This window comes from Pseudoalteromonas sp. 5Ae-yellow (assembly GCF_014077565.1).
In the GTDB taxonomy this organism is placed as follows: domain Bacteria; phylum Pseudomonadota; class Gammaproteobacteria; order Enterobacterales; family Alteromonadaceae; genus Pseudoalteromonas.
In genome coordinates this window covers 18,593-41,204 of the sequence record NZ_JACGWD010000040.1, presented here as the reverse complement: position 1 = coordinate 41,204, position 22,612 = coordinate 18,593, and the positions used below count along the sequence as shown (strand labels likewise).

Sequence of the window (22,612 nt, the reverse complement as noted above, 5' to 3'; positions counted from 1 at the left end):
CGCCGTGAAAGGGCGGTGTCCTAGGCCTCTAGACGATGGGGACACATAAATGTGTCACTAGGACAACTGAATTTTTAGACTCGTTTCAGGCGAGCTTTCTTAATAACACTACACTTCCCTATTAAAATAAGTAAGTGGCGTCCCCAAGGGGATTCGAACCCCTGTTACCGCCGTGAAAGGGCGGTGTCCTAGGCCTCTAGACGATGGGGACACATAAATGTGTCACTAGGACAGTTGATAAGTTTAACTCACATCATGAGCTTTAAGGTAATTGCGTTTAATACAAGTAAAGACTCGAGCTTTAATTGTGACGCTATTTTCTCGGTAAAACCGCCTTTAACTAATAAAAGTTAAGTGGCGTCCCCAAGGGGATTCGAACCCCTGTTACCGCCGTGAAAGGGCGGTGTCCTAGGCCTCTAGACGATGGGGACACAGAAAACTGCTACCCTAGGACAAAACACTAATTTTTGGTGGAGCCATGCGGGATCGAACCGCAGACCTCTTCACTGCCAGCGAAGCGCTCTCCCAGCTGAGCTATGGCCCCAACTTAATCAATACGCGTCGTGATAAACACATCGTGTATCGCTTAGTGCGGGGCGCATTCTATGCACCACCCAAAATAAAGTCAACAGTTTTTTACCTAGCTTTATTTAAATGGTTTAATTTTCAACAAACTGGCTATCAAGCGTGCTAAAAAATACAATTTGAATAAGATTCTAACCCTACTGCTTATAATAACATCACTATATTGCAGCGAATACTCAATAGCCCCCACTCCCCCATTTAATGAAACAAAATTGCATCAAAGCAAAGGTATACATTTATATGCAAATTAAACTTATCTAAAAACTACCAATTAAGGCCCCGCCAATCGCCTTAATCTTTTAAAAGTTACAATTGCTTATAATAACCAAAACTTAAATGTGGGTTTGAGAGTACCCGCAGCCTTTACTTGCTTAATAACCAGCGTAACTCGTACTAAAAAATTCGATTATTGTTTAAAGAGCATTTTTAAAAGAGCACTGTTGCTTCGTAATTCTATGTATAAAACTTCAGGGCGGGTTGATCTTTGGTGGGTGAAGCGGAAGCTTTGCTCGGTTTTTACTTATTCTTACATGGATGTAAGCCATTAGGGTAACGCAGGAGCAGTTACCGAGCCCACTAGGTTACAAACCTCGCGCCGCGATTTAATCGTCCTAGATTGAACAAATTTGAATCCACAAAGGTCAACACGCCCTAGTTATATGTGATCTATTTAGTCTTAATCCGAAGGCTAGTAGCGAGGAATACGTATTTACGAGATGGCTAGGTTGGCTTATAAAAATAAAGTAAGTACAAAAATAGAGTTTAGAATGCTGAAATAGCATTTGTTTTGGGAAGTTTAGATTAAATTCATTTTTAAAGGACCGCTCTATTCACTAAATAACTCGCCCTAATATTAATCCATCTTGCTCATAATCATAAAAACGACTCCAGTAAAAAAACAATGAGTATCGTAAAACTAAATTTAAGGTTAATAAAGTACAATTCCCTACTCACTTTTAGGTGCTTAATTGAACTGCAATATCAAATTTGATGATAAAATAGACTTCAACCATATCCTATTGTTTATAAAACCTTCATTCAGCACATTTTTATCATTCAAGTGTTGACACATTTCCAACTCTATCTATAATAGCGCCCCACAACAACGCAGCAATGCAATGTTGTTTAGATGTGGGTGATTAGCTCAGTTGGGAGAGCATCGCCCTTACAAGGCGAGGGTCACTGGTTCAAGTCCAGTATCACCCACCACTTTTTAGTTAAAGTGTTCACATCTAAATTCTATATGGGTCATAAGCTCAGTTAGAAAATAGAGAGCATTACCGCTACTTACAAGTAACGGCAAAGTTCACTGGTTAAAGTCCAGTACTATTTATTTAATAGTAGCGTTTTAATTTATATGTGGGTGATTAGCTCAGTTGGGAGAGCATCGCCCTTACAAGGCGAGGGTCACTGGTTCAAGTCCAGTATCACCCACCACATATAAAACCTATTACTATATTAATAGTCGTGTTTTAAAATTGTAATATGGGTCGTTAGCTCAGTTACAAGAAAAGAGAGCATCACCGCCTTTTATAATAGATGGCGAAGTTCACTGGTTAAAGTCCAGTACTATCTATATCGGTAGTAGCATGTAATATGGGTCGTTAGCTCAGTTGGGAGAGCATCGCCCTTACAAGGCGAGGGTCACTGGTTCAAGTCCAGTACGACCCACCATTTTTTAAATGGTGCATATTACAAGAAAATCTAAATGGGTCGTTAGCTCAGTTAGAAAAAAGAGAGCATCACCGCTATTTAGAAGTAACGGCGAGGTTCACTGGTTAAAGTCCAGTACTATTTATTTTAATAGTAGCGTTTTAATTTATATGTGGGTGATTAGCTCAGTTGGGAGAGCATCGCCCTTACAAGGCGAGGGTCACTGGTTCAAGTCCAGTATCACCCACCACATATAAACCTATTATTGTATCAATAGTCGCGTTTTAAAATTTAATATGGGTCGTTAGCTCAGTTGGGAGAGCATCGCCCTTACAAGGCGAGGGTCACTGGTTCAAGTCCAGTACGACCCACCATTCTTAGAATGGTGCATATTAAAATGTAATTTGGGTGATTAGCTCAGTTGGGAGAGCATCGCCCTTACAAGGCGAGGGTCACTGGTTCAAGTCCAGTATCACCCACCAAATTACATCAAGCGGTCAATTGATAATAAAGAATTAAATAACAGGCATACCTATTATATGTGGGTGATTAGCTCAGTTGGGAGAGCATCGCCCTTACAAGGCGAGGGTCACTGGTTCAAGTCCAGTATCACCCACCACATATAAATACCATCAGATAACTTCTCTAGTAATGACTCTTTCTTTTCATATTAAATACATTTAAGAACTTTATAAAAACTCAATATATAAATCGTATGTAATTAACTTAGCCGTAAGAAAAAGAGCATCACCACCCTTTACAAGTAATGGCGAGGATCACTGATATCAAGCCAAGTAATCACCCACCACATATAAATACCATCAGATAACCTCTCTAGTAATAACTTTTTCCCATATTAAATACGTTTAACTCCTCTTTTTACCTTAAATACATTTCATATTTTTATTAAAATCTAAATTACCATATCAAAGCGCTCATCAAATATAGCGTTTCCATTTTACTTATTTAGTTTTTAATTATGCTATTCGGCTCAGTACTTTCGAAGTTAGATAAACGTATTAGACAAAGTTAAGTACCTAATAAATACAGCTATCATTTAAATTCCCTTGTAAGGAGTTAAACTGTTGATTATAGTCTGTGTTAAATACAATTACGCTTAAGCCAATGCCAACTAAGATCTATTCAAAAGCCAAAATACTTATAGTAGAGGAGCAGCCACTTGCTCAAAGCTATATGAAACAATCGTTAGAAAGGCTTGGCTTTCGGCAGTTGCGCTTTGCTGATCATGCAAACTCTGCAAAAGAGCAGTGTTTAAGTGAAGAATTTGATCTAATAGTTTGCTCATTCAACTTAAACAAACACCAAGATGGCTACCAGCTTTATGAAGAGCTACGTGTAAAGCAGCTCATAAAAAGTTCGACTGGCTTTATTTTTATCTCAGCAGAAACAAGTGGCTCACTCGTTCATAGTGTTCTTGAGCTGCAGCCAGATGACTTTTTAGTTAAGCCTTTTACAGTACAAGAGCTTAAAACACGCATTGAACGAATCTTAAAGCGTAAACACGACTTACAAACAGTGTATTCATTAATTGATGATGGTAACGATTCAAAAGCTATTAAATTTATTGATACCGCTCTGGATAAAAAAAATAATAATTACAGTCCTATCCTACTTCGCTTAAAAGGCGATGCCCTACTTCGCTTAAAGCGTGCTCAAGATGCAAAAGACTTTTTTAAGTCTGTTCTCGATATTCAAAAATTTGCTTGGGCAAAAGTAGGTTTAGTAGAGGCACTTATAGCGAATAACGAACATATTTTGGCGCAGCGAATGCTCAAGACAATGTTAGAGCGCCAAGAAACTCGTTTAGTAGCCCTTGATTTGTTGGGCAGATTAGAAATAAAGCTAAATCAGTTTGAGCTAGCACAAAGCTTTTTAAGTCAAGCAGCAGACATTGCACCGCGAAACATCACACGCCAAAAATCGTTAAGTAATGTGTCGCTAATTAATCACGACTACGAAAAAAGCTATTTAACTCAAAAAGATATAGCCACCTTTGCAAAGCACTCAATACACGACCACCCCGATGTATATTTGAATGCAGCACGTGCCGGTATCGACTTTGCGTTAACGACTGATCAAACTGATCAAATTCAACGAATTTCTAGACAAACAAATCAGTACATTAATGATTTAAAAAAACAGTTTCCTAATAATGCAAATCAAGCTCAGATTGATGTACTAAATGCACGACTTCATTACTTAAAAGACGAGCATCAAAAAGCGAAAAAGCTAATTGAGCAGCTTGATGACGACGATACTCATATCCGATCGGTTGATGGAGCACTTGATAAAGCAAAAGCATTTCATGAACTGGGGTTTCATCAGAAGGCGCAAACCTTATTCACACAAATAATTAGCCACTGTGAAAGACACCCTGCAGTTAGCGACACAACTTACTTGCGTTATATTCAGCAGCAACAAAGTGAGCGACGCGATATTAAAATGGGTCCAAAAGAGCTTAATAACCATGCAGTTAATCAATTTAATAAAGGCCAATTAAATACTGCGCTAGAAGCTTTTACACAAGCGTTTAGAGTCATGCCTCGTAATCAAAGTATCGCACTTAATTTATTACAGTGCCTATTTGATTCAACCAAGCAATCAGGTAGTTCATTTAATATGGAACTTGCGAAAAGATGCTACGTCCTTCTTGATAAAGCTAAATTACAAGCAGATCAGACGCAGCGTTTAGATAAGATTTTGCACATAGCAAAAGAAATGAATTTAGATATTCAAAGCGCTAGTAAATAAAATATTAGAGCTTTTTCATTGATGCGGCATTAACGCAATAACGTAAACCCGTTGGTAATGGACCATCTGGAAAAATATGGCCTAAGTGCGAATCGCACACGTTACAAACCACCTCTATGCGCTCCATACCATGGCTTGTATCGCTTACATAGCCAATCGCTTCAATTGTCGCAGGTTGCGTAAATGACGGCCAACCAGTACCGCTATCAAACTTCTCATCAGCATCAAACAATAGATTATCACAGCAAATACACACATACTTACCAGGCTCAAGTAATGTACAACTACCCGAGCTATCTGGGCGCTCTGTTCCCTTTTTACGTGTTACGTAATATTCATCTTCTGATAATTGCATCCGCCACTGCTCGTCAGTTTTGACTACTTTTTTACTTGGGGTAGGATTGCCGTTGGTGGCAAAGTTAATAACATCATTCCACTTCAACATAATAGCCTCATTGAATAGTTGATTAACCATACTTAATAAATTTATAAAAAGTACGGTTAATTATTACGTTATTGAATACTCTAAAGATCAGCTAAAGAGTGTTGACCGTTTAAGGCTGAAATTACCCAGCCGTAAATAAATCTCCTTAGCTAAAGGTAATATTTTGCTTTTCTGAGTCGGTAAGTATTCGTTTAATAAAACTATCTAGTTCTGCTTTTTTTGCAGGTAAACTAACACTTATTTGGCGCTCGTTATTACTGTAAATTATTAGCTCGTCATCCTTTGTCGTTATGCGTTCAATACTCTCAATAAATAACCAATCTGGACCGTGCTTTTTATCAAAAAACCCCATCAAACTAAAAAGTAATAGGTGTTGGGCGTCTCGCTGAATAAAATCCTCTAACCTGTTCCTTGATTTAAATAAAGGCGTTAGCCTATAAACGCTTGAGCAAAAAACAAATACCCACAACCCAAATAGCGCTTTAAACCACATAAACTCTAAAAAATCAGTGCTAATCATTAAAATAATAAGCACTAAGCCTATTAGCGATATAGCTATCGCTATTTTTTTATTTACAGCGTCCACAACTAATCCTTTTTAAGTCGCTTTTTTTCTTCTGATGCTTTTTCTGTCGGCTCAGGCCAATCATTAAAGAAAACAGTTAAATAGCGGCTTTTCATCAAATACCACAGCACCCATAAAACAATCATCATTTGTACTGCTAAAAAAGATGAAAACCGATAATGACTATGTGCAGCTTGAATACTTAACCATGTTAAATCAACAACGGCACATAAAATAAGGGGCCAACGCATATGTCGCCATATTTTTGCTAACCTGTCGCTCGCACTGTGTGAATCTCGTGGCCTGCGTAAGCAAAATAAAATAGTCGGTATTATCGCAACGCTTCCAATTGCTATTGCGATAAAAAAATCATTTTTATTTTTAAAAAATAAAGACATTAAATCCAGTTCAGGTCTGCGGCTTAAAGCCGCTATAACCCAAATAAAATAGCCACGTAAAAGCACAATCACACTTAAATGAAATGCAATAGGCGTACGATAACTTCCGTACTTATCCCAGTATTCTGGCCCATATCGGCTCATTATCGTTTTCCTAACCGTTATGCTTTATAAGCAACTCAATTAATTCATCTTCAGTTAGTATGTCTATGCCTAGGTCTTGTGCTTTTGTGAGTTTTGAACCTGCTTTTTCACCCGCCACTAACGCATCTGTTTTAGCCGATACGCTACCAGACACCTTAGCGCCCAATTGTTGTAATCGTGCTTTTGCATCATTGCGATTAAGTGTATTAAGCGTACCTGTAAGCACATATGTAAGCCCAGCGAGCGGTTGTTCTTCCTCAGAAGGTGCGCTCAACGCTGGCCAGTTTACGCCTTGATCTATCAGCGCATTAACAACCGCTAAATTATGCTCCTCATCGAAAAAACCACGAACATGAGCAGCTACTATTTCGCCCACATCACTTACTTGCGTTAAACTGTCAATGCTGGCATTTATTACATTTTCAAGGGTTAGAAAGTGATTAGCTAAATTTTGTGCCGTCGCCTCGCCCGCCTCACGAATACCCAATGAATATAAAAACTTAGCAAGCGTAGTGCCTTTAGCCTCTTCAAGTGCTGTTACTAAGTTTTTAGCTGACTTAGGTCCCATACGTTCAAGCGACTCAAAATGCCCTTGCTTTAAAATAAACAAATCCGCAGGTGTTTTTATAAGTTCTCTATCTACTAGCTGATCAACAATTTTATCGCCAAGACCGTCTATATCAAGCGCTTTGCGCGAAGCAAAGTGCTTAATAGCTTGCTTTCGCTGTGCAGGACATACAAGCCCACCCGTACACCGGGCTACAGCTTCGCCTTCAACCTTTTCAACATGAGAATCACAGATTGGGCAAGTCGTCGGGAATTCAATGTCTCTGGCATCATCAGGGCGACGCTCAAGTACAACTTGTGTTATTTGCGGGATCACGTCCCCAGCGCGGCGAATAATAACTGTATCACCTACTTTGACGCCCAAACGTGCAACTTCATCACTGTTATGAAGCGTTGCATTTGATACGGTAACGCCACCCACAAAAACAGGCTTCAAACGTGCAACCGGTGTAATGGCGCCAGTACGACCGACTTGAAAATCAACATCAAGTAATTGGGTTATTTCCTCTTGCGCCGGGAACTTATATGCAATGGCCCAACGAGGAGCACGTGCTACAAAGCCTAAACGCTCTTGTAAGGTCTTTTGATTGATTTTTATTACTACACCATCAATTTCATATTTAAGCTCACTGCGACGCGTTAAAATATCGCTGTAGTACGCAAGCGCGGCTTTTGGACCTTCAACTAATTTTGTTTCTGGGCACAAAGGTAGCCCCCAATCAGTCAGTTTTTCTAATTGCTGATAATGATCCTCAGGAATATTGCCATCAGCCACAAGCCCGGTACTGTAGGCATAAAACATGAGTGGGCGTTTAGCGGTAATTTTAGAGTCGAGTTGGCGTAAACTACCTGCCGCTGCGTTACGCGGATTAACAAATACTTTTTCACCGCGTTTTTCTGCTTCAGTATTTAGTTTGTCAAAGCCAGCGCTGTCCATAAATACTTCACCGCGCACTTCTAGCTCTTTCGGGTAATCGCCACGCAGCTTAAGTGGTACATTACGAATTGTTTTTACATTTTGAGTAATGTTTTCACCAGTAAAACCATCACCTCGTGTCGCTGCTTGTACAAGCACACCATCGCGATAAATAATTGAGACAGCCAAACCATCAAGTTTTGGCTCACAACAAAAAGTAAGCTCATCGGTACTCATTAAGCGCTCTTTAATACGGCGATTAAACGCAGTAAATTCTTCTTCACTAAAGGCGTTATCAAGTGAGAGCATGGGTACTTGGTGAGCTACTTGCTCAAACTTACTAAGTGCTGCACCACCTACTTTTTGTGTCGGTGAGTCGGCGGTTAAAAATTCAGGGTGCTCGGTTTCTAGTGCGCTTAGTTCGCGTAATAACCTATCGTATTCAGAATCAGGAATACTGGGGGTGTCGAGCACATAATAGTTATAGTTGTGTTGCTCTAATATAGTACGAAGATGATTAACTTGCTCACTAATGCTGCTAGACATTTAAACCTCAATAAACATAAAAAAAGCCACTTTGACGATTCACCGTCCAGTGGCTTATAAAAATATAATGTGTGCGTTATTTACGCTGAAAAAGAACGGACCTGCTCAACATATTGTCTTACGCGATCTACGGTCATTTCATTTCGCTCAGCATCTAAAATTTGTGCACCAAATTCATCCGCTAACTTTTTAGCTGCGCTGTGCAACATATTAAATGCAGCTAGGCCATCGCCGTCGCACGGTAACGTCATAAATAAGCTTACTCCAGCGGTACTAAATTGTTCCATATTATCAATATCAAACGTACCTGGGTTGTACATATTTACTAATCTAAATAAAACAGGGCCTTGGCCAGCAGGATCTAAGTGGCGATTAAAAAAGCCTTCCTCTGAATATTTAAAACCTAAAGTATTAACTGCTGGCAATAATTTACTACCCTGCATGCTAAGCTCTTCTGGCATTTGAATATGTACGATAACAAAGTCAGACATTTGAGCTGGTGCATTTTCAGCGCTTTGCTCTTTTTCTTCTTGGTCATCCACTATTTCTAGGTCATCTTCAATCGGCACTTCTGGCACGCTTGTATCAATTTGCGGCTCATTTGCATCAAAGTTAAGCTCACCAAATTGTGGCTCATCACGTTCGTTTTGCATTGGCTCTGTTGGCTCAGCCTCAGTACGAAACGGTTTAAATGAAGCTGATGTGCTTTCTTGTAATGGCTCAACCCGTTCGTTATCAGATACTTCTGGGCGGTCTTTTTTTCTAACAGACCACAATCCATGTATTAATAAACCACCAATGACAACTACACTGATAATGATTAAAACCCATCTTAATTGTTCGGCCATCCCCTCACCTTTTATTATTTGATATGCCTAAAACCTGTATATTAATCAAAAACTAATATACTTGTTATAAAAATTTATGCATGTGCAAGTTGCACAGCTTGCTCTATATCTACAGCAACCATTCGCGATACGCCAGGTTCTGCCATAGTAACACCTGTTAATCTACCTGCCATTTCCATCGCAATTTTATTATGACTAATATAAATAAACTGCACTGATTGTGACATTTCTTCAACCAAACGGCAAAAACGCACAACGTTGGCATCATCCAATGGTGCATCTACTTCGTCCAGCATACAGAAAGGAGCTGGATTGAGCCTGAATATAGAAAACACTAATGATAATGCGGTCAGCGCTTTTTCTCCACCACTTAACAAATGAATTGTTGAATTTTTCTTACCAGGTGGTCGTGCCATTATACTAACACCACTTTCGAGTAAATCGTCACTGGTTAATTCTAAATACGCACTACCACCACCAAAAACTTTAGGAAATAGTTCAGCGAAGTCTTCGTTAACTTGATCGAACGTCGCTTTAAAGCGTGTTTTGGTTTCAATATCAATTTTACGAATTGCACCTTCAAGGGTACTTAACGCTTTTGTTAAATCATCTAATTGATTATCAAGATAATCACTACGAGCTTTGGCTAAATCAAACTCTTCTATTGCCGCTAAGTTTACTGCACCTAATTTATTTAACTGATTAGTGAATCCGGTTAACTGATTTTGCGCCGCACTTAAATTCAATGAATCTGGTAATTCATCAAGTATTGCTTTTAAGCTTTGTTTCAATTCTTCTAATGGCTCGAGCGCAACTTGCGCTTTTATTAGCAAGCTTTGCTCTTCAATTGTTAACTTTTGATGCTGCTCTTGCAAGCCCGCCAGCTCGCTTTGCGAACTTTTAAGGCTTGCCTGTTTGGTATTTAAGCTTTCTTTAGCCTGAGCTAATTCTTTTTGTAGTAATATCAGCGCCTGCTCACCTTTTTGATGTTGCGCTAAAAGCTGCGTTATTTTATCGTCCAGTTCTTGCTCTGGTATAAGCAGCTCTTCTATTTCATTAAGTAGTTCTTGCGCACCTTCAGATGCACTAATGTGCTCCTGCTCTGCATGGCTCAATTTGGTTTGGCTTAACTGCCATTCACTGCGTGCCTTTTGCTCTGAGAGCGTTGCCTTATGCGCTTGCGTTTTATATTGCTCAAGCATGCTTAATGCTTCGCTATAACTTTTATCACTTTGTGAGCGCAGGCTATTTGCAGTGTCTACCTCATCCGTTAAGTTGAGTTGCTGCTCATTTAACACTTCAAATTGCTCTGTTTGCTCATCAAGCACGGTATTTAATTGCAAAAGCACAGTAGTTAATTGCTGTTTTTGTTGCTGTAGCTTTTCTAGTTGCAGCTTAAAGTGCGCTACTTGCTGTTTAAGCATGTCACTGCGAGTACCGGCTACTGCTATATTTTGCGCAAGCTCATGTATGCCTTCTTTTAGCTCGTTTTGCTCGTTAATTAACTTTACTTGCTCGGCTGTATGTTCATCACGAGTACGCGTTACTTGTTTTAGCTCATCCTCGGTATTGGTTAACTGCTGAGCTTTATCCTGCAATTGCTTATGTTTTAAAAGCAATGAGTTTTCTGCATTTCGATCAGCACTTACATGCCAGTTACGACCATATAAAGCACCGTTTTTATCCATAACGGCTGTATAAAAAGCATCGTTTAAGAGCGTTAAATCACCGCTCTCGCTATAAGCAATACGCGTTAAATGTTCTGGATAAACACCGCTTGTTATGAGTGCCGCTAAGCTATTTTCAGCAATGTGCTTACCACTCATTGGCCACACACTATTATCAGCTTGCTGCTCACTTACATTTAAGTGCTCTAGCGATTTAAGTGCTTGCTCTATTAAGGGCTCAAAGCCTTCTTTAACACTTAGCTGATTAAACAAACCATGAGTACTTTCACTTTCTTCATCAAGCCCTAATGTACTTTTAAGCCCCGTTATACTGGCTTTTAACTCGTTTATTGTTTGAGTAAGCGTCGAATATTGCTTCTGTGAGTTATTAACAAGCTCATTTTGTAATTCAAGCTTAGCACTGCACTGCGTGTGCGCTGTTTGTTTAGCGGCAAGTTCTTGAGTTAATGTTTGTGTTTGCTGTTTTTGCTCTGTTAATTGTTGCTCTACATCACTACTTTGTAAGTCAGTAAGCTGCGCATTTGACTGATCAATTTGCTCGTTAACGTGGCTTATTTGCTGCTGAGTTTGTTTGATGTGACTGCTATGCAGTTGTGCATTATTCTTAAATTGTTGCTGTTGCTCACACAAAGTTTGCCAGTGTGTATTGTGGCGCAGTTTCAGTGCTAATAAGTCCTCAAGCTCATGTGTTAACGTCCTAACTTGCTCTTCGCACATTAAAGCGTTTTCACTTGCTTCTTGCAGGGTTTCATTTAGTTGTTCACACACAATCTGCTGCTGCGTTTTAATCTCCGTACTATGAGTTTGGCGCTGCTGTAATTTAATTAAATTTTGTTTAAGCGTTTGAGTTTGTTGCTTTACATTTATTTGTTGTTGCTCAGCGCGGGTAAGCTCGGTGTGTATTACATGTTGCTGATGCTGTGCATCGCTTAATTTGTCTTGCTGAGCTTGTACTTGACCTTCTAAGCTTGCAAGTACATCGTCATGCCCTGAGTTAGCGGTTTTAAAAAACGAAACTTGGTCGTTCAGTTTTTTAATTTGAGTACTTTTTTCTAATTGCTGCTGGTGTAACTTTTGCCATTTTAAAACCGCAATTTGCCCTTTTAGCATGCGTTCTTGCGCTTTTAGCTCCCGGTATTTTTTTGCATCAACCGACTGCACAGCTAATTTATCTAACTGGCTTTGCAGCTCTTTACGCACATCAAGTAAACGCTCAAGGTTTTCGCGGGTGCTTTTAATACGTGTTTGGGTTTCGCGGCGGCGTTCTTTGTATTTAGAAACGCCGGCGGCTTCTTCTAAAAATACGCGTAATTCTTGTGGTTTACTTTCTATTAAGCGCGAGATCATCCCTTGCTCAATAATTGCGTAACTTCGCGGACCAAGACCGGTACCTAAAAATATATCGGTAATATCGCGCTTACGACATTTACTACCGTTTAAAAAATACAGTGACTGTCCGTCGCGCGTTACTAGACGCTTAATGGCAATTTGGTTTCGATCGGCAAATGTATTTGAAGGGCTACCTTTATCGTTATCAAAAACAAGCTCTACAGAGGCTTGCGATATGGCTTTTCGATTAGTTGAACCATTAAAAATAACGTCGGTCATGGCATCGCCACGCAGATTTTTAGCAGAGCTTTCACCTAGCACCCATCGCACTGCATCAATAACGTTAGATTTGCCACAGCCATTAGGGCCTACAACACATGTCATTTGATCAGGAAATGGAATTTTAGTGGGCTCTACAAACGATTTGAAGCCCGCTAATTTAATAGTGCTTAAGCGCATCTTATTGTTATTACCAATTTATTATTGTTATTGACTACAAACAATTTAACTCATAAATAGTTAAATTGTTAAGCTTGGCGTTTAAAGTTATCTAAAATAATACCGGTGGCCATTGCCACATTTAGCGACTCTGCACCGCCAAAAGCAGGTATGGTTATTTTGTCGCTCACTAATTTTGCACACTGCTCGCGTATTCCATGCGATTCACTGCCCATTAGTAAAACGCCTGAGTCCGTAAATTGGGTTTTATGTACACTTTGTCCATCTAAAAAAGCACCGTAAACAGGTAACTTTAAAGAGCGTAAGTAATCAGGTAAATCTACTTGGCTTACCGATACCCTTACAAATGAGCCCATTGTGGCGCTAATTGTTTTAGGGTTGTAAGCGTCAGCGCTGTCGGTGCTAGTTACTATATGTTTAATACCGTACCAGTCTGCCACTCTAATTATTGTGCCTAAGTTACCAGGGTCTGATACGCCATCAAGCGCGAGTATTAAGCCACTTGCTTTAGGTAGCTCTGCATTTGGCATATCAACTATAGCAATGGCTGCATTATTGCTAACTAGCGTGCTGGCTTTAGTGAGGGTCTCTTCATCCGCTTCAATAAAATTAGCGTGCTGATACTCACCTTGATACGCATTTATAAATTCGTTCGTAGCAAAAATATTAACCGCATTTAATGGGCTGTTTAATAACTCAAGTACGTTTTTTTCACCCTGTACAAGGTATTGATTATATTGCTTTCGGTACTTTTTTTGGCCAAGTTGGCGAATAAGTTTGAGTTGGTTTTTTGAAATCATAACAGCCCCATAAAATTGTCCATTAAGTATAACAGATTTCGTTATAACATCTGAACTCGAAAAGCAGCGAATAGGGTTAATTAATCTTGCTGGCACTTCTTTCAAAGGTCAGGTTAATACGAATAAACATACCTTTAATTGCTTCTAATTGGTTTGAATCATCAACGGTTGCTGCTAATTCGTTATAAAGATCATCAGACGCTTGCTTAAAGTTTTCATCAAACTTGCCTTTGGTTGCCAACATAAATGCACTAGCCAACGTGCGTTGCCACTCATTTAAATATTTGAGTGTGGTACCACCAGCAAGGTTCTCGCAAATTGAGTTTAATCGTATTGAAGCATGCCCTAAGTTTAAACCTGTTAATGCAAGGTCAGTAATGGCCCGTGTGTGTGAGCCCTGATCATAATTAGTTAAGCGTATTAATCTATCTGCCATGCGGCGGTTATACCAAATAGTAGGAGTTTGATGAGTATTTATTTCGAGTAAATCTTTGTAAGTTGCTTTAAAAACACGATGAACAAGTAACTGAACACTGGGGCCGGTAAATAACTGAAAAATCCAAAATAAAATACTCACGCCAGCAAAAATAGCGATTGCAGAGCTTAATGTATAATCAATTGAAAACGCTAGGCTCATATCCGTGCTGGGTCTAACCAAAATAGTAAATGGAATACAAAACCCTAAGCCGTATGGCAATGTTTGTTGCTCAGCTAAAAGCAGTAAACCAAGAAAATACGGACCCGCTAATACAAGTAATAATATTTCTAGTTGCCCACCACTTTGCGACAGTAAATTTAGCGCATAAAAAACAGTCACAAAAGTAGCAACAATTATACCTGCCAATAAACGTTTTATTACCACCTGCAAAATAGCTAACGGTATTCGCGCTAACATTATCGAAAAAATCACCGGTAAAATCATTATTAATAATGCAGCTGAAGACCCTGTATTAACCCAAATAAATGCGCCGATAGAAAAGACCAAAGCAGTTCTGAACCCTACTATAATGCCAGCCAATGGGTCGCGATATGTAAGCATACTAGGTGCATTTAACAATGTTTTATCGCGTTGTTCTAAAGCTCTGTAAGCCCGCAGTAAAATTGTTAAATCGTTAGCCACTTCCATGCTCACATTGAGCATGTGAGATTCAAATGGCGAATCACACACCGTATTTGCTCTATAGTCGGTTAGCTCTTTGCGCAGGGCTTTAATCTGCTCGGCGCAGTAATCAAAATCGTCAGATTCTTTAATTTGTGCGAATACGTTTTTAAGTTTACTTATTAATTTGTCTAATGTAGGAGTAATGAGGTCTGAGTGGTTTCGTTGTAGGCGACCAATTATTTGAATTGAAGCCAGTAAAGAAAGTACTTTTTGCGACAATTGATTTGCCGCACGCGAGCGTCCGGGGCCTTTCGGTCCTTCGTACCTCACTGCGCTAGAGTCTTCGTTTATAGACCCTAACGTTGCCATAATGCCATCTATTTGGTGATGGCGATTTTCGTGCGATCCTTTAGAATCAAGTTCCGTTACTAAATAATCTAAAGTTTGATTTATAACCGACCGTGCTTGTGCTTGCAGTAAATGTTTAACTTTTACTGGCCAAAATAAATGGCTAACAATGCCCGCACAAATCGACCCAATCACTATTTCGCTTACTCGCGCCTGAGCAATATCAAATATACTTTGACTGCTCACCATTGCCGGTGTAACCATAACTAAAAGTACAATAATAGCGGCGGTAACCCCTGCCATAGCAAATGCATAAATAAAGTTTGCTTGGCGCACCATTGCCGATAACGCAGAGTTTACCCCTAACCATAAAGCAAGTGCACTTAACGCTAAATAAGGATAAAGAATTAACTGGGTTAAAAGCAGTATGCCAAATAAACCACCTATTATGGTGCCTATTATTTGGCATATTGCTTTTTCAATAACGAGTCCGCTTTGTGGACGTAATTGCAAAAATATAGCTGATACTAGCGCCCAATAAGGTCTATCAAGATTAAGCGACATAGCAATAGTCAGCGCCATTACCATCGCAATAACGCCCTTAACAGCAAAAATAATTGCCTGTTTTTTAGGAAAAAACAAATTCCTCAATACATCACCCAAAGCATTCTCCCTATTGAGTATTTAGATGTATTGTGGCGGTCATTCCGGCGCTAAGTTGTATATCCTCTGGCACCGAATCTAGCTTTATATCAACAGGAATTCGCTGAGATAAACGCACCCAATTAAATGTTTGCTGCACCACGGGTAAAAGTTGTGTATTACTTTGTGTGTTTGTATTTGCAATAGCTTTACCCACACTAATCACATGGCCTAAAGCCTTGCCACCGCTTAACAGTGATATTTTAGCTTTTTGATTATCATGTATTAAAGGAATTTTAGTTTCTTCAAAGTAACCCGTAACGTAAAACGAGCCTGATTTTACAATGGCAAATACTGATGTGCCTTGAGCTACGTAATTACCTTGGCGTAAGTTTAAATTAATAATTTGCCCACTAACGGGGGCATACACTTTTGTTCTATCAAAGTTAAGTTGAGCTATAGCTTGATCTGTTTTTGCAAGTTCATAATTGGCTTTTGCTATTTTTGAATTAATGCGTGTTGACTCAAGCCCTTCTTCACTAATTGCTTGCTGAGTGTTTAAACCTTTTCGGCGCTCTAGTTTATGTTTTGCCAACTCCCAGGTGTATAAAGTATTTTCAGTAGTCGCTTTACTCCTATCAAGTGCCGCTTGGTAGCGTTTGTTGTCAACACTAAAAAGTAAGTCACCTTTTTTTATATTTTGACCATCTTTAATGTTTAGCCCAGTTACCCATCCCGACACATCGGGCGAAACGGTGACTACTTCAGCTCGAATACGGCCGTCTCGAGTCCAAGGAGTATGCATGTAATCAGTCCATACCCATCGTCCAGCAAATACAGCGGCTATAACAACGATTATGGTTAAAAGTGTACGTAGATATTTTGTCATCTAATTTATCTTCCACTGAGTAGGTAAACGGTTAAGGCCAAATAACAAATAAATAAAGACACCTCAAACCAAGCCACCTTCCAAATACGGTCGTGCCAATCTAAACGATGTAATATAAAACGTGTAATGGCTGTTAAAATAAAAGCGATAGGAAAGTAAATAATCAAAGGGCTAAACTCTACCCCGCCTAAAACAACAGCTTGCAGCATAATAAAAGTCCATACGTGTTTAAAAACGGTTAAAAGTAGAGTGCGATAAAGCAGATAACTGATTATATTAATTTTGTGCTTAATTTAAAATTAATAGCCACACAGTTTTAAGCCTACTGGTATTACTTATAGTCTTTTAATCAGCCACTTGCAAAACTGTGGTGTAATTATAAACATTGAATTTTGCACCAAATTTAGGTAAATTAACAAAAAAACAACATGGATATAATTTTAATGGAATCAATACACCCTACTCCCCCTAAAACAAACCCTCCAGTAAATGAACCCGCTGGACCAATTTTTAGCGGTAAAGTGCAATTTAGCGGTAAAGGTGGTGAGTTTTTTGGCATTTGGATTGTAAATATATTACTTAGTGTTATTACGCTCGGCATATACTCAGCGTGGGCTAAAGTACGTACACACCGATACTTCTACGGCCATACTCGTATAGATGGACATAGCTTTGACTATCTAGCAACGCCAATACAAATTTTAAAAGGCCGGATTTTAGCGGTTATTGTGTTTTTTATTTACACATTCTCTATCAGCTTTATGCCTATACTAGGCCTGTTTATTGCGATTGGTTTTATCTTTTTAATGCCATGGATTATTAACCAAGGTTTACGTTTTAATCTACGTATGACGCGCCATCGTAATGTTCGCTTTGCTTTTAAAGGCAGTTATGGCGAAGCTTTTGTTAACTTTATACTTTTACCTATTGCCAGCGTATTTACACTTTATTTATTAATGCCTTATGTTATAAAACGTATTGATAGCTATATCCATAGCAACATTAGTTACGGTGACAAACCACTTACTGTAAATCTAAAAGGCGAAACCTATTACCTAACAGCGCTTATTTGCTTTGTAGTGAGCTCTATCACTATGGTGGTATTTATGGGGATTTTAGGATTATTTGGCCTCAATTTAATAGATATTGAAAATCAACAAAATTTAGAAAACTCTGCAGCTATGGTTATGCTTCCTATATTTATGACTATTGCCTACGTGCTGATGATTGCTATTGTTTCAGCTGTATGGCACGCCGCTATTCGTAATCACATTTTTGATAACAGCCATTTTGAAGGCGTTGCTACATTTAAATCAGAGCTAAAACCAATTCCTTTCGCAGTTTTATTACTCACTAATATGTTGGCTATTGTATTCTCTTTAGGGCTTGCATACCCATGGACAAAAGTACGCACATCAAAAATGCTTGCAGATGTAACTAACGTCACTATTTATCCTGGTGCATTGAATCTGATTGATACCGAGCAGGATCAGCAATCATCATTTGCTGAAGAAGCTGCAAACGTATTCGATATTGACCTTTCTTTAACTTAAGAGCTCACCATGCATGTAAAGGGGCATTTTTTTCCCAAAGCATCGAGTAATTATCATGTGTGTGTGGCAACTATTAGCGACACACACATTGAAATTATTGACGATGAATATGTTATTGCTCGCCACGCAATCACAAGTCTTAACTTAAGTTCGGGAATGGCTGGACTTGCTGACGAACTAGACTTCGAAGATGGCAGTCGTTTTATTCCACTTGATGTAAATTACAGATGGCCATTTAAAGAAAATAACCATCACGTAATGGAACGCCTCGAAAAAAGTAAATGGACCATTTTAGCCGCTGTCATATTTACACCATTGTTTATGTGGTTAGTGCTTTATAAAGCCGTACCGGCCATTGCTGTTTACAGTGTTGATACCCTGCCACGTAATGTTGTAGAGCAAATGGGTGAGCAGAGCTTTACATTAATTAAAAAGATTGCGCTTGACCCAAGTGAGCTGCCCGCAGAGCAGCAAGCTAAAGTACAAGCGCATTTCAAAAGTATGCTTAAGGCGTTATCGCTTGATCAATCGGTTTATAGATTATCATTTTATAAGTCAGACAGCTTTGGCGCTAATGCATTTGCACTGCCCCATGGTCGTATCGTGGTCACCGATGAGTTAGCTAATCTACTTGCCGATAAACCCAATGCGCTAAAAGCGGTATTGCTACACGAAATGGGTCATGTAGTGCATCAACATAGCGTACGTATTACAGCACAATCTGCCGCAAGTACGATTGTATTAGCGGTTGTATTTGGTGATTTAGAGGGTGTTGCAGAGGTTGCGCTAGGTACCGGTGCATCGTTTGCTCAGCAAGGGTTTTCACGTGATATGGAACGCGAAGCCGACAGCTTTGCACTTACCCAATTAGAATCATTGGGGTATTCGAGCAATGACTTTGCTGATGCAATAGAAGCCCTGCAAGAAAGCCATACCAGCGAAAACGAACACCTAGAAAAAGTGAATAACTTATTAGAATATTTATCTAGCCATCCAAGTGCACAAGAGCGTATTAACAATGCTAGGAAATAATCGTGGTTATATTCAACTTGCTCGCTACATAGTGAGTTTAAGTTGGATATACCACGGTTTTTTTCCAAAGCTTTATCACGTAGCGCCACTTGAAAAGTTAATGACGGGCAGTGCTGGCTTTTCAGCAGAAGTGTCTGACTTAATTACACGTTCGGCGGGTGTTGGCGAAATTATATTTGGACTGTGTTTATTTGTGTTTTATAAAAATAAACATCTAGTCACTTTAAATATATTAGTGCTTATTGGGCTTTTACTCGCTGTAGTTGTTATGCAGCCACAATTACTTATTGAAGCATTTAACCCTGTTACTACTAACTTGCCTCTTATTGGGCTAAGCGTTATTTGGTTAAAAGAGATTAAGCTGTTGAATAATCGATATCTCTAAATAAAAAAGGTATGCAAATGCATACCCTTTTTTGTAGTACTTAATTTGTAAAATTAGTACTTATTTTTATGCGTCCATAAATGCAATAATTCACTGGCAATTGTTGCTGCGGCAATGGCGGTAAGCTCGCTTTGGTCATACGAAGGTGATACCTCTACCACATCCATACCCACCATATTTATACCTTTTAGCGCACGCAGTACTTTAAGTACTTTATCTGATGTTAAACCACCACACACAGGAGTGCCTGTACCAGGCGCAAACGCAGGGTCTAAACAATCTATATCAAACGTTAAGTAAACAGGTAGGTCACCTACTCGCTCAAGTATTTGCGCTGCAATTTCATTTGCATGTAAATCATTGGCTTGCATTGCATCAATCACAGCAAACTCATGTTTACTTTGATCAAAGTCGGTACGAATACCTATTTGTATACTGTGCTCAACATCAATCAGCCCTTCCATTGGTGCATGATAAAACATAGTGCCGTGATCAAATCGCGAGCCATTGCTATAAGTATCGGTGTGCGCATCAAAATGCACTAACGCCATTTTGCCATGTATTTTTGCATGAGCACGTAATAGCGGAAGCGTTACAAAGTGATCGCCCCCTAAACCTAATAGTGTTTTACCTTGGCGAAGTATTTGATCAGCAGCCATTTCTAGTTGCGCAGTAAAATACTCAGGATCCCCGACAGGGTAAGTAAAGTCCCCTGCGTCTGCCACTTTTAAGCGCTCAAACAACGGGAACGTCCACGGGTATTTAGTGTCTTCCCATGCTAAATGAACCGATGCACGACGAATTGCATCAGGGCCTAAGCGCGCACCAGGGCGGCCCGAGGTCGCTAAATCAAATGGTAAGCCTAAAACCACTACGTCTGCATCAATTGCATTAATGTTTTGCACCATAGGACGACGTAAAAATGTCATCCCATTTGAGTACAATGAGTGATCTGCGTGACCAAACAAAGTTGACATTGCTTATAACTCTTCTAAATAAGTGTAGCCATCAAGGCCGCTTTGCAACTCGTCTAAAACGCTTTGCTGTTCGTGTTTTTCAATTTTAGTGCTTACTAACTGCTCGTATGATTGCTGAAAACTTTCAACATCTAAATGTACATAGCGCATCATATCGGCAACAGTGTCACCTTGGTTTATCTCGGTAATACTTGCAACGCCTTGCTCATCCATATTAACAATTGCGCTGTGCGTATCACCAAACAAGTTATGCATATCACCTAAAATTTCTTGATAAGCACCCACTAAGAAAAAGCCCATTAAATAAGGTTTATCGGCACTAAATTCTGGTACAGGTAATGTGCTTTCAATACCTTGTCCATCTACGTAATGCTCAAGTGCGCCATCTGAATCACAGGTTATATCAAGTAATACAGCACGTTTTTTTGGTGTTTCAGTTAAGCCACTTAATGGCAATACCGGAAACACTTGATCAATGCCCCATGCATCTGGAAGCGATTGAAATAACGAAAAGTTTACAAAAAACTTATCGGCTAAACGTACGTTTAACTCGTCAATAATAGGACGATGAAAACGGTTTTTATTATCCATGTGTTTGTTAAGTTCATAACAAATACGGATATTAATTTGTTCAGCCCATGCACGTTGCGATAAATCAAGTAACCCGAGTGCAAACTGGTTATGCGCTTCAGCTAAGTCACCTTGGCTATCGTGATAAATTTCAATTAATGCACGGTCATCTGTTAAATCAGTTAACTGTACAAACGATGCCCACATATTTTTTAATAACAGGGGTGCATCTGCCGCTGGCGCTACTAACTCTTCTGGCGTGTAACTTTCAGTACCAATAACATTAGAAATAAGCACAGCATGATGCGCCGTAAGCGCACGACCCGACTCAGAAATAATAGTCGGCATTGGTTGCTCATATTGCTTACATGTATCACCAATGGTGTACACAATGTTATTCGCATATTCAGCTAAACTGTAATTCATAGAGTTATGCGACTGGCTACGCGTGCCGTCGTAATCAACAGCTAAACCGCCACCTACATCAAGGCAATCAATTTCTGCGCCTAGTTTACGTAGCTCACAGTAAAAACGCGCAGCTTCGCTTACACCTAAACGTACGTCACGAATGTTCGCCATTTGTGACCCTAAGTGAAAATGCACAAGCTGCAATAAATCAAGCTGGTTTGCGCCTTTTAAACGATTAACTACATGTAAAACTTGCGATGCAGATAAACCAAATTTTGATTTTTCGCCGCCACTCGCTTGCCACTTACCTTTACCTTGCGACGCTAGACGTACACGAATACCAATGCGTGGTTTTACGTTAAGCTCTTTTGCTTGGCTAAGCACCATGTCTAGCTCAGAAAGCTTTTCAAGTACGATATACACTTTATGACCTAGCTTTTCGCCAATAAGTGCTAAACGTACGTATTCTTTATCTTTGTAGCCGTTACATACAATAACGGCGCTGGTTTTTTCAGCCAGTGCTAGTACCGTTAGTAATTCAGGCTTGCTACCGGCTTCTAAACCAAGTTGCTTTTTTTCTACTTGTGCTTGGCTTGCTACTATTTCTTCAACCACTTCACGTTGTTGGTTTACTTTTATCGGGTAAACTAATAGGTAGTCTTTAGGGTAACCATAGTTTTCAATCGCAGTATTAAATGCGCCGCATAAGCTGTGTACACGATGGTGTAAAATTTGCGGAAAACGAACTAAAGCAGGTAAGCTTAAACCTTTATCTTGTAGTTGCTTTGCGATATCTGTTAATGCAATGGTTTGCTCTGGGGCATGAGCCTTGGGCGCAACATACACATCACCTTGATCATTAATACCAAAAAAACCTTGGCTCCAATGACGAACATTGTAGCTCGTACGAGCTTGTTCTAGTGATGTTGTTTCTTTCATTTATCTTTCTCTTTTATTTGATGAATGCCAATAGTGAGTATCGGCTGATTGC

16 protein-coding genes and 10 tRNA genes are annotated in these 22,612 nt (G+C 39.4%); 11 read left to right on the top strand and 15 right to left on the bottom strand.

Translation table 11 applies throughout. The annotated features are described in order from the left end of the window. Positions 1–135 precede the first annotated feature (135 nt). The 3 genes from H4J63_RS12080 to H4J63_RS12070 form a co-directional block, all read right to left on the bottom strand. Positions 136–211 (bottom strand) — tRNA-Glu (locus tag H4J63_RS12080). 144 nt (positions 212–355) lie between these two features. Further along, positions 356–431, bottom strand: a tRNA-Glu gene (locus H4J63_RS12075). Positions 432–468: 37 nt separating this feature from the next. Continuing rightward, positions 469–544 (bottom strand) — tRNA-Ala (locus H4J63_RS12070). Between the two features lie 1,174 nt (positions 545–1,718). On the opposite strand from H4J63_RS12070, the gene H4J63_RS12065 reads away from it, so the two are divergent. The 8 genes from H4J63_RS12065 (at position 1,719) to H4J63_RS12030 (ending at position 5,010) form a co-directional block, all read left to right on the top strand. Further along, a tRNA-Val gene (locus H4J63_RS12065) sits at positions 1,719–1,794 on the top strand. 152 nt (positions 1,795–1,946) lie between these two features. Then, positions 1,947–2,022: transfer RNA gene (locus H4J63_RS12060), tRNA-Val, on the top strand. 161 nt (positions 2,023–2,183) lie between these two features. Continuing rightward, positions 2,184–2,259 (top strand) — tRNA-Val (locus H4J63_RS12055). 153 nt (positions 2,260–2,412) lie between these two features. After that, positions 2,413–2,488: transfer RNA gene (locus tag H4J63_RS12050), tRNA-Val, on the top strand. 48 nt (positions 2,489–2,536) lie between these two features. After that, positions 2,537–2,612: transfer RNA gene (locus H4J63_RS12045), tRNA-Val, on the top strand. Positions 2,613–2,644: 32 nt separating this feature from the next. Continuing rightward, positions 2,645–2,720: transfer RNA gene (locus H4J63_RS12040), tRNA-Val, on the top strand. Between the two features lie 61 nt (positions 2,721–2,781). Then, positions 2,782–2,857: transfer RNA gene (locus H4J63_RS12035), tRNA-Val, on the top strand. 506 nt (positions 2,858–3,363) lie between these two features. Next, the gene (locus tag H4J63_RS12030) at positions 3,364–5,010 is read left to right on the top strand and encodes a tetratricopeptide repeat-containing response regulator (protein WP_182196772.1); all 1,647 of its coding nucleotides are present in this window, start codon (positions 3,364–3,366) and stop codon (positions 5,008–5,010) included. A 4-nt stretch (positions 5,011–5,014) separates the two neighbouring features. On the opposite strand, the gene msrB is transcribed toward H4J63_RS12030, so the two are convergent. The 10 genes from msrB to H4J63_RS11980 form a co-directional block, all read right to left on the bottom strand. Continuing rightward, positions 5,015–5,455, bottom strand: coding sequence for a peptide-methionine (R)-S-oxide reductase MsrB (msrB, locus tag H4J63_RS12025; protein ID WP_024600689.1), 441 nt, complete (start codon positions 5,453–5,455; stop codon positions 5,015–5,017). Between the two features lie 145 nt (positions 5,456–5,600). Next, complete coding sequence (locus tag H4J63_RS12020) at positions 5,601–6,041, bottom strand: hypothetical protein (RefSeq protein ID WP_024600688.1); 441 nt, start codon at positions 6,039–6,041, stop codon at positions 5,601–5,603. Positions 6,042–6,043: 2 nt separating this feature from the next. Next, on the bottom strand, positions 6,044–6,562 hold the full coding sequence (locus H4J63_RS12015; RefSeq protein WP_076924847.1) for a DUF2919 domain-containing protein: 519 nt from the start codon (positions 6,560–6,562) through the stop codon (positions 6,044–6,046). Positions 6,563–6,572: 10 nt separating this feature from the next. Then, a complete protein-coding gene (gene ligA, locus H4J63_RS12010) occupies positions 6,573–8,591 on the bottom strand; it encodes an NAD-dependent DNA ligase LigA (protein ID WP_170072197.1) in 2,019 nt (672 codons plus the stop codon). Positions 8,592–8,671: 80 nt separating this feature from the next. Beyond that, a complete protein-coding gene (gene zipA / locus H4J63_RS12005) occupies positions 8,672–9,439 on the bottom strand; it encodes a cell division protein ZipA (RefSeq protein WP_182196770.1) in 768 nt (255 codons plus the stop codon). A gap of 74 nt (positions 9,440–9,513) precedes the next feature. After that, positions 9,514–12,915: a chromosome segregation SMC family protein gene (locus tag H4J63_RS12000; protein WP_182196767.1), complete on the bottom strand. Its 3,402-nt coding sequence runs from the start codon at positions 12,913–12,915 to the stop codon at positions 9,514–9,516. A 68-nt stretch (positions 12,916–12,983) separates the two neighbouring features. Continuing rightward, on the bottom strand, positions 12,984–13,715 hold the full coding sequence (locus H4J63_RS11995) for an RNA methyltransferase (RefSeq protein WP_182196765.1): 732 nt from the start codon (positions 13,713–13,715) through the stop codon (positions 12,984–12,986). A gap of 76 nt (positions 13,716–13,791) precedes the next feature. Beyond that, positions 13,792–15,828: an FUSC family protein gene (locus tag H4J63_RS11990; protein ID WP_182196762.1), complete on the bottom strand. Its 2,037-nt coding sequence runs from the start codon at positions 15,826–15,828 to the stop codon at positions 13,792–13,794. 10 nt (positions 15,829–15,838) lie between these two features. Next, the gene (locus H4J63_RS11985) at positions 15,839–16,696 is read right to left on the bottom strand and encodes an HlyD family secretion protein (RefSeq protein ID WP_182196759.1); all 858 of its coding nucleotides are present in this window, start codon (positions 16,694–16,696) and stop codon (positions 15,839–15,841) included. 5 nt (positions 16,697–16,701) lie between these two features. Beyond that, the gene (locus H4J63_RS11980; RefSeq protein ID WP_024600681.1) at positions 16,702–16,905 is read right to left on the bottom strand and encodes a DUF1656 domain-containing protein; all 204 of its coding nucleotides are present in this window, start codon (positions 16,903–16,905) and stop codon (positions 16,702–16,704) included. A 234-nt stretch (positions 16,906–17,139) separates the two neighbouring features. Here H4J63_RS11980 and H4J63_RS11975 point away from each other — a divergent pair, with 234 nt between their 5' ends. From H4J63_RS11975 to H4J63_RS11965, 3 genes are read left to right on the top strand one after another with little or no spacing between them, the layout of a single operon-like run. Then, positions 17,140–18,249, top strand: a complete 1,110-nt coding sequence (locus H4J63_RS11975; protein WP_182196757.1) for a YjgN family protein — start codon at positions 17,140–17,142, stop codon at positions 18,247–18,249. 9 nt (positions 18,250–18,258) lie between these two features. Continuing rightward, complete coding sequence (locus H4J63_RS11970) at positions 18,259–19,281, top strand: M48 family metallopeptidase (protein ID WP_182196754.1); 1,023 nt, start codon at positions 18,259–18,261, stop codon at positions 19,279–19,281. Beyond that, positions 19,268–19,666, top strand: coding sequence for a DoxX-like family protein (locus H4J63_RS11965; protein WP_182196752.1), 399 nt, complete (start codon positions 19,268–19,270; stop codon positions 19,664–19,666). The genes H4J63_RS11970 and H4J63_RS11965 overlap by 14 nt, the downstream gene beginning before the upstream one ends. A 53-nt stretch (positions 19,667–19,719) precedes the next feature. Here H4J63_RS11965 and speB read toward each other — a convergent pair whose 3' ends face one another. Both speB and speA read right to left on the bottom strand, forming a co-directional pair. Further along, on the bottom strand, positions 19,720–20,643 hold the full coding sequence (gene speB, locus H4J63_RS11960; RefSeq protein ID WP_008138249.1) for an agmatinase: 924 nt from the start codon (positions 20,641–20,643) through the stop codon (positions 19,720–19,722). A gap of 3 nt (positions 20,644–20,646) precedes the next feature. Then, complete coding sequence (gene speA / locus H4J63_RS11955) at positions 20,647–22,560, bottom strand: biosynthetic arginine decarboxylase (RefSeq protein WP_182196748.1); 1,914 nt, start codon at positions 22,558–22,560, stop codon at positions 20,647–20,649. Between the last annotated feature and the right edge of the window lie 52 nt (positions 22,561–22,612).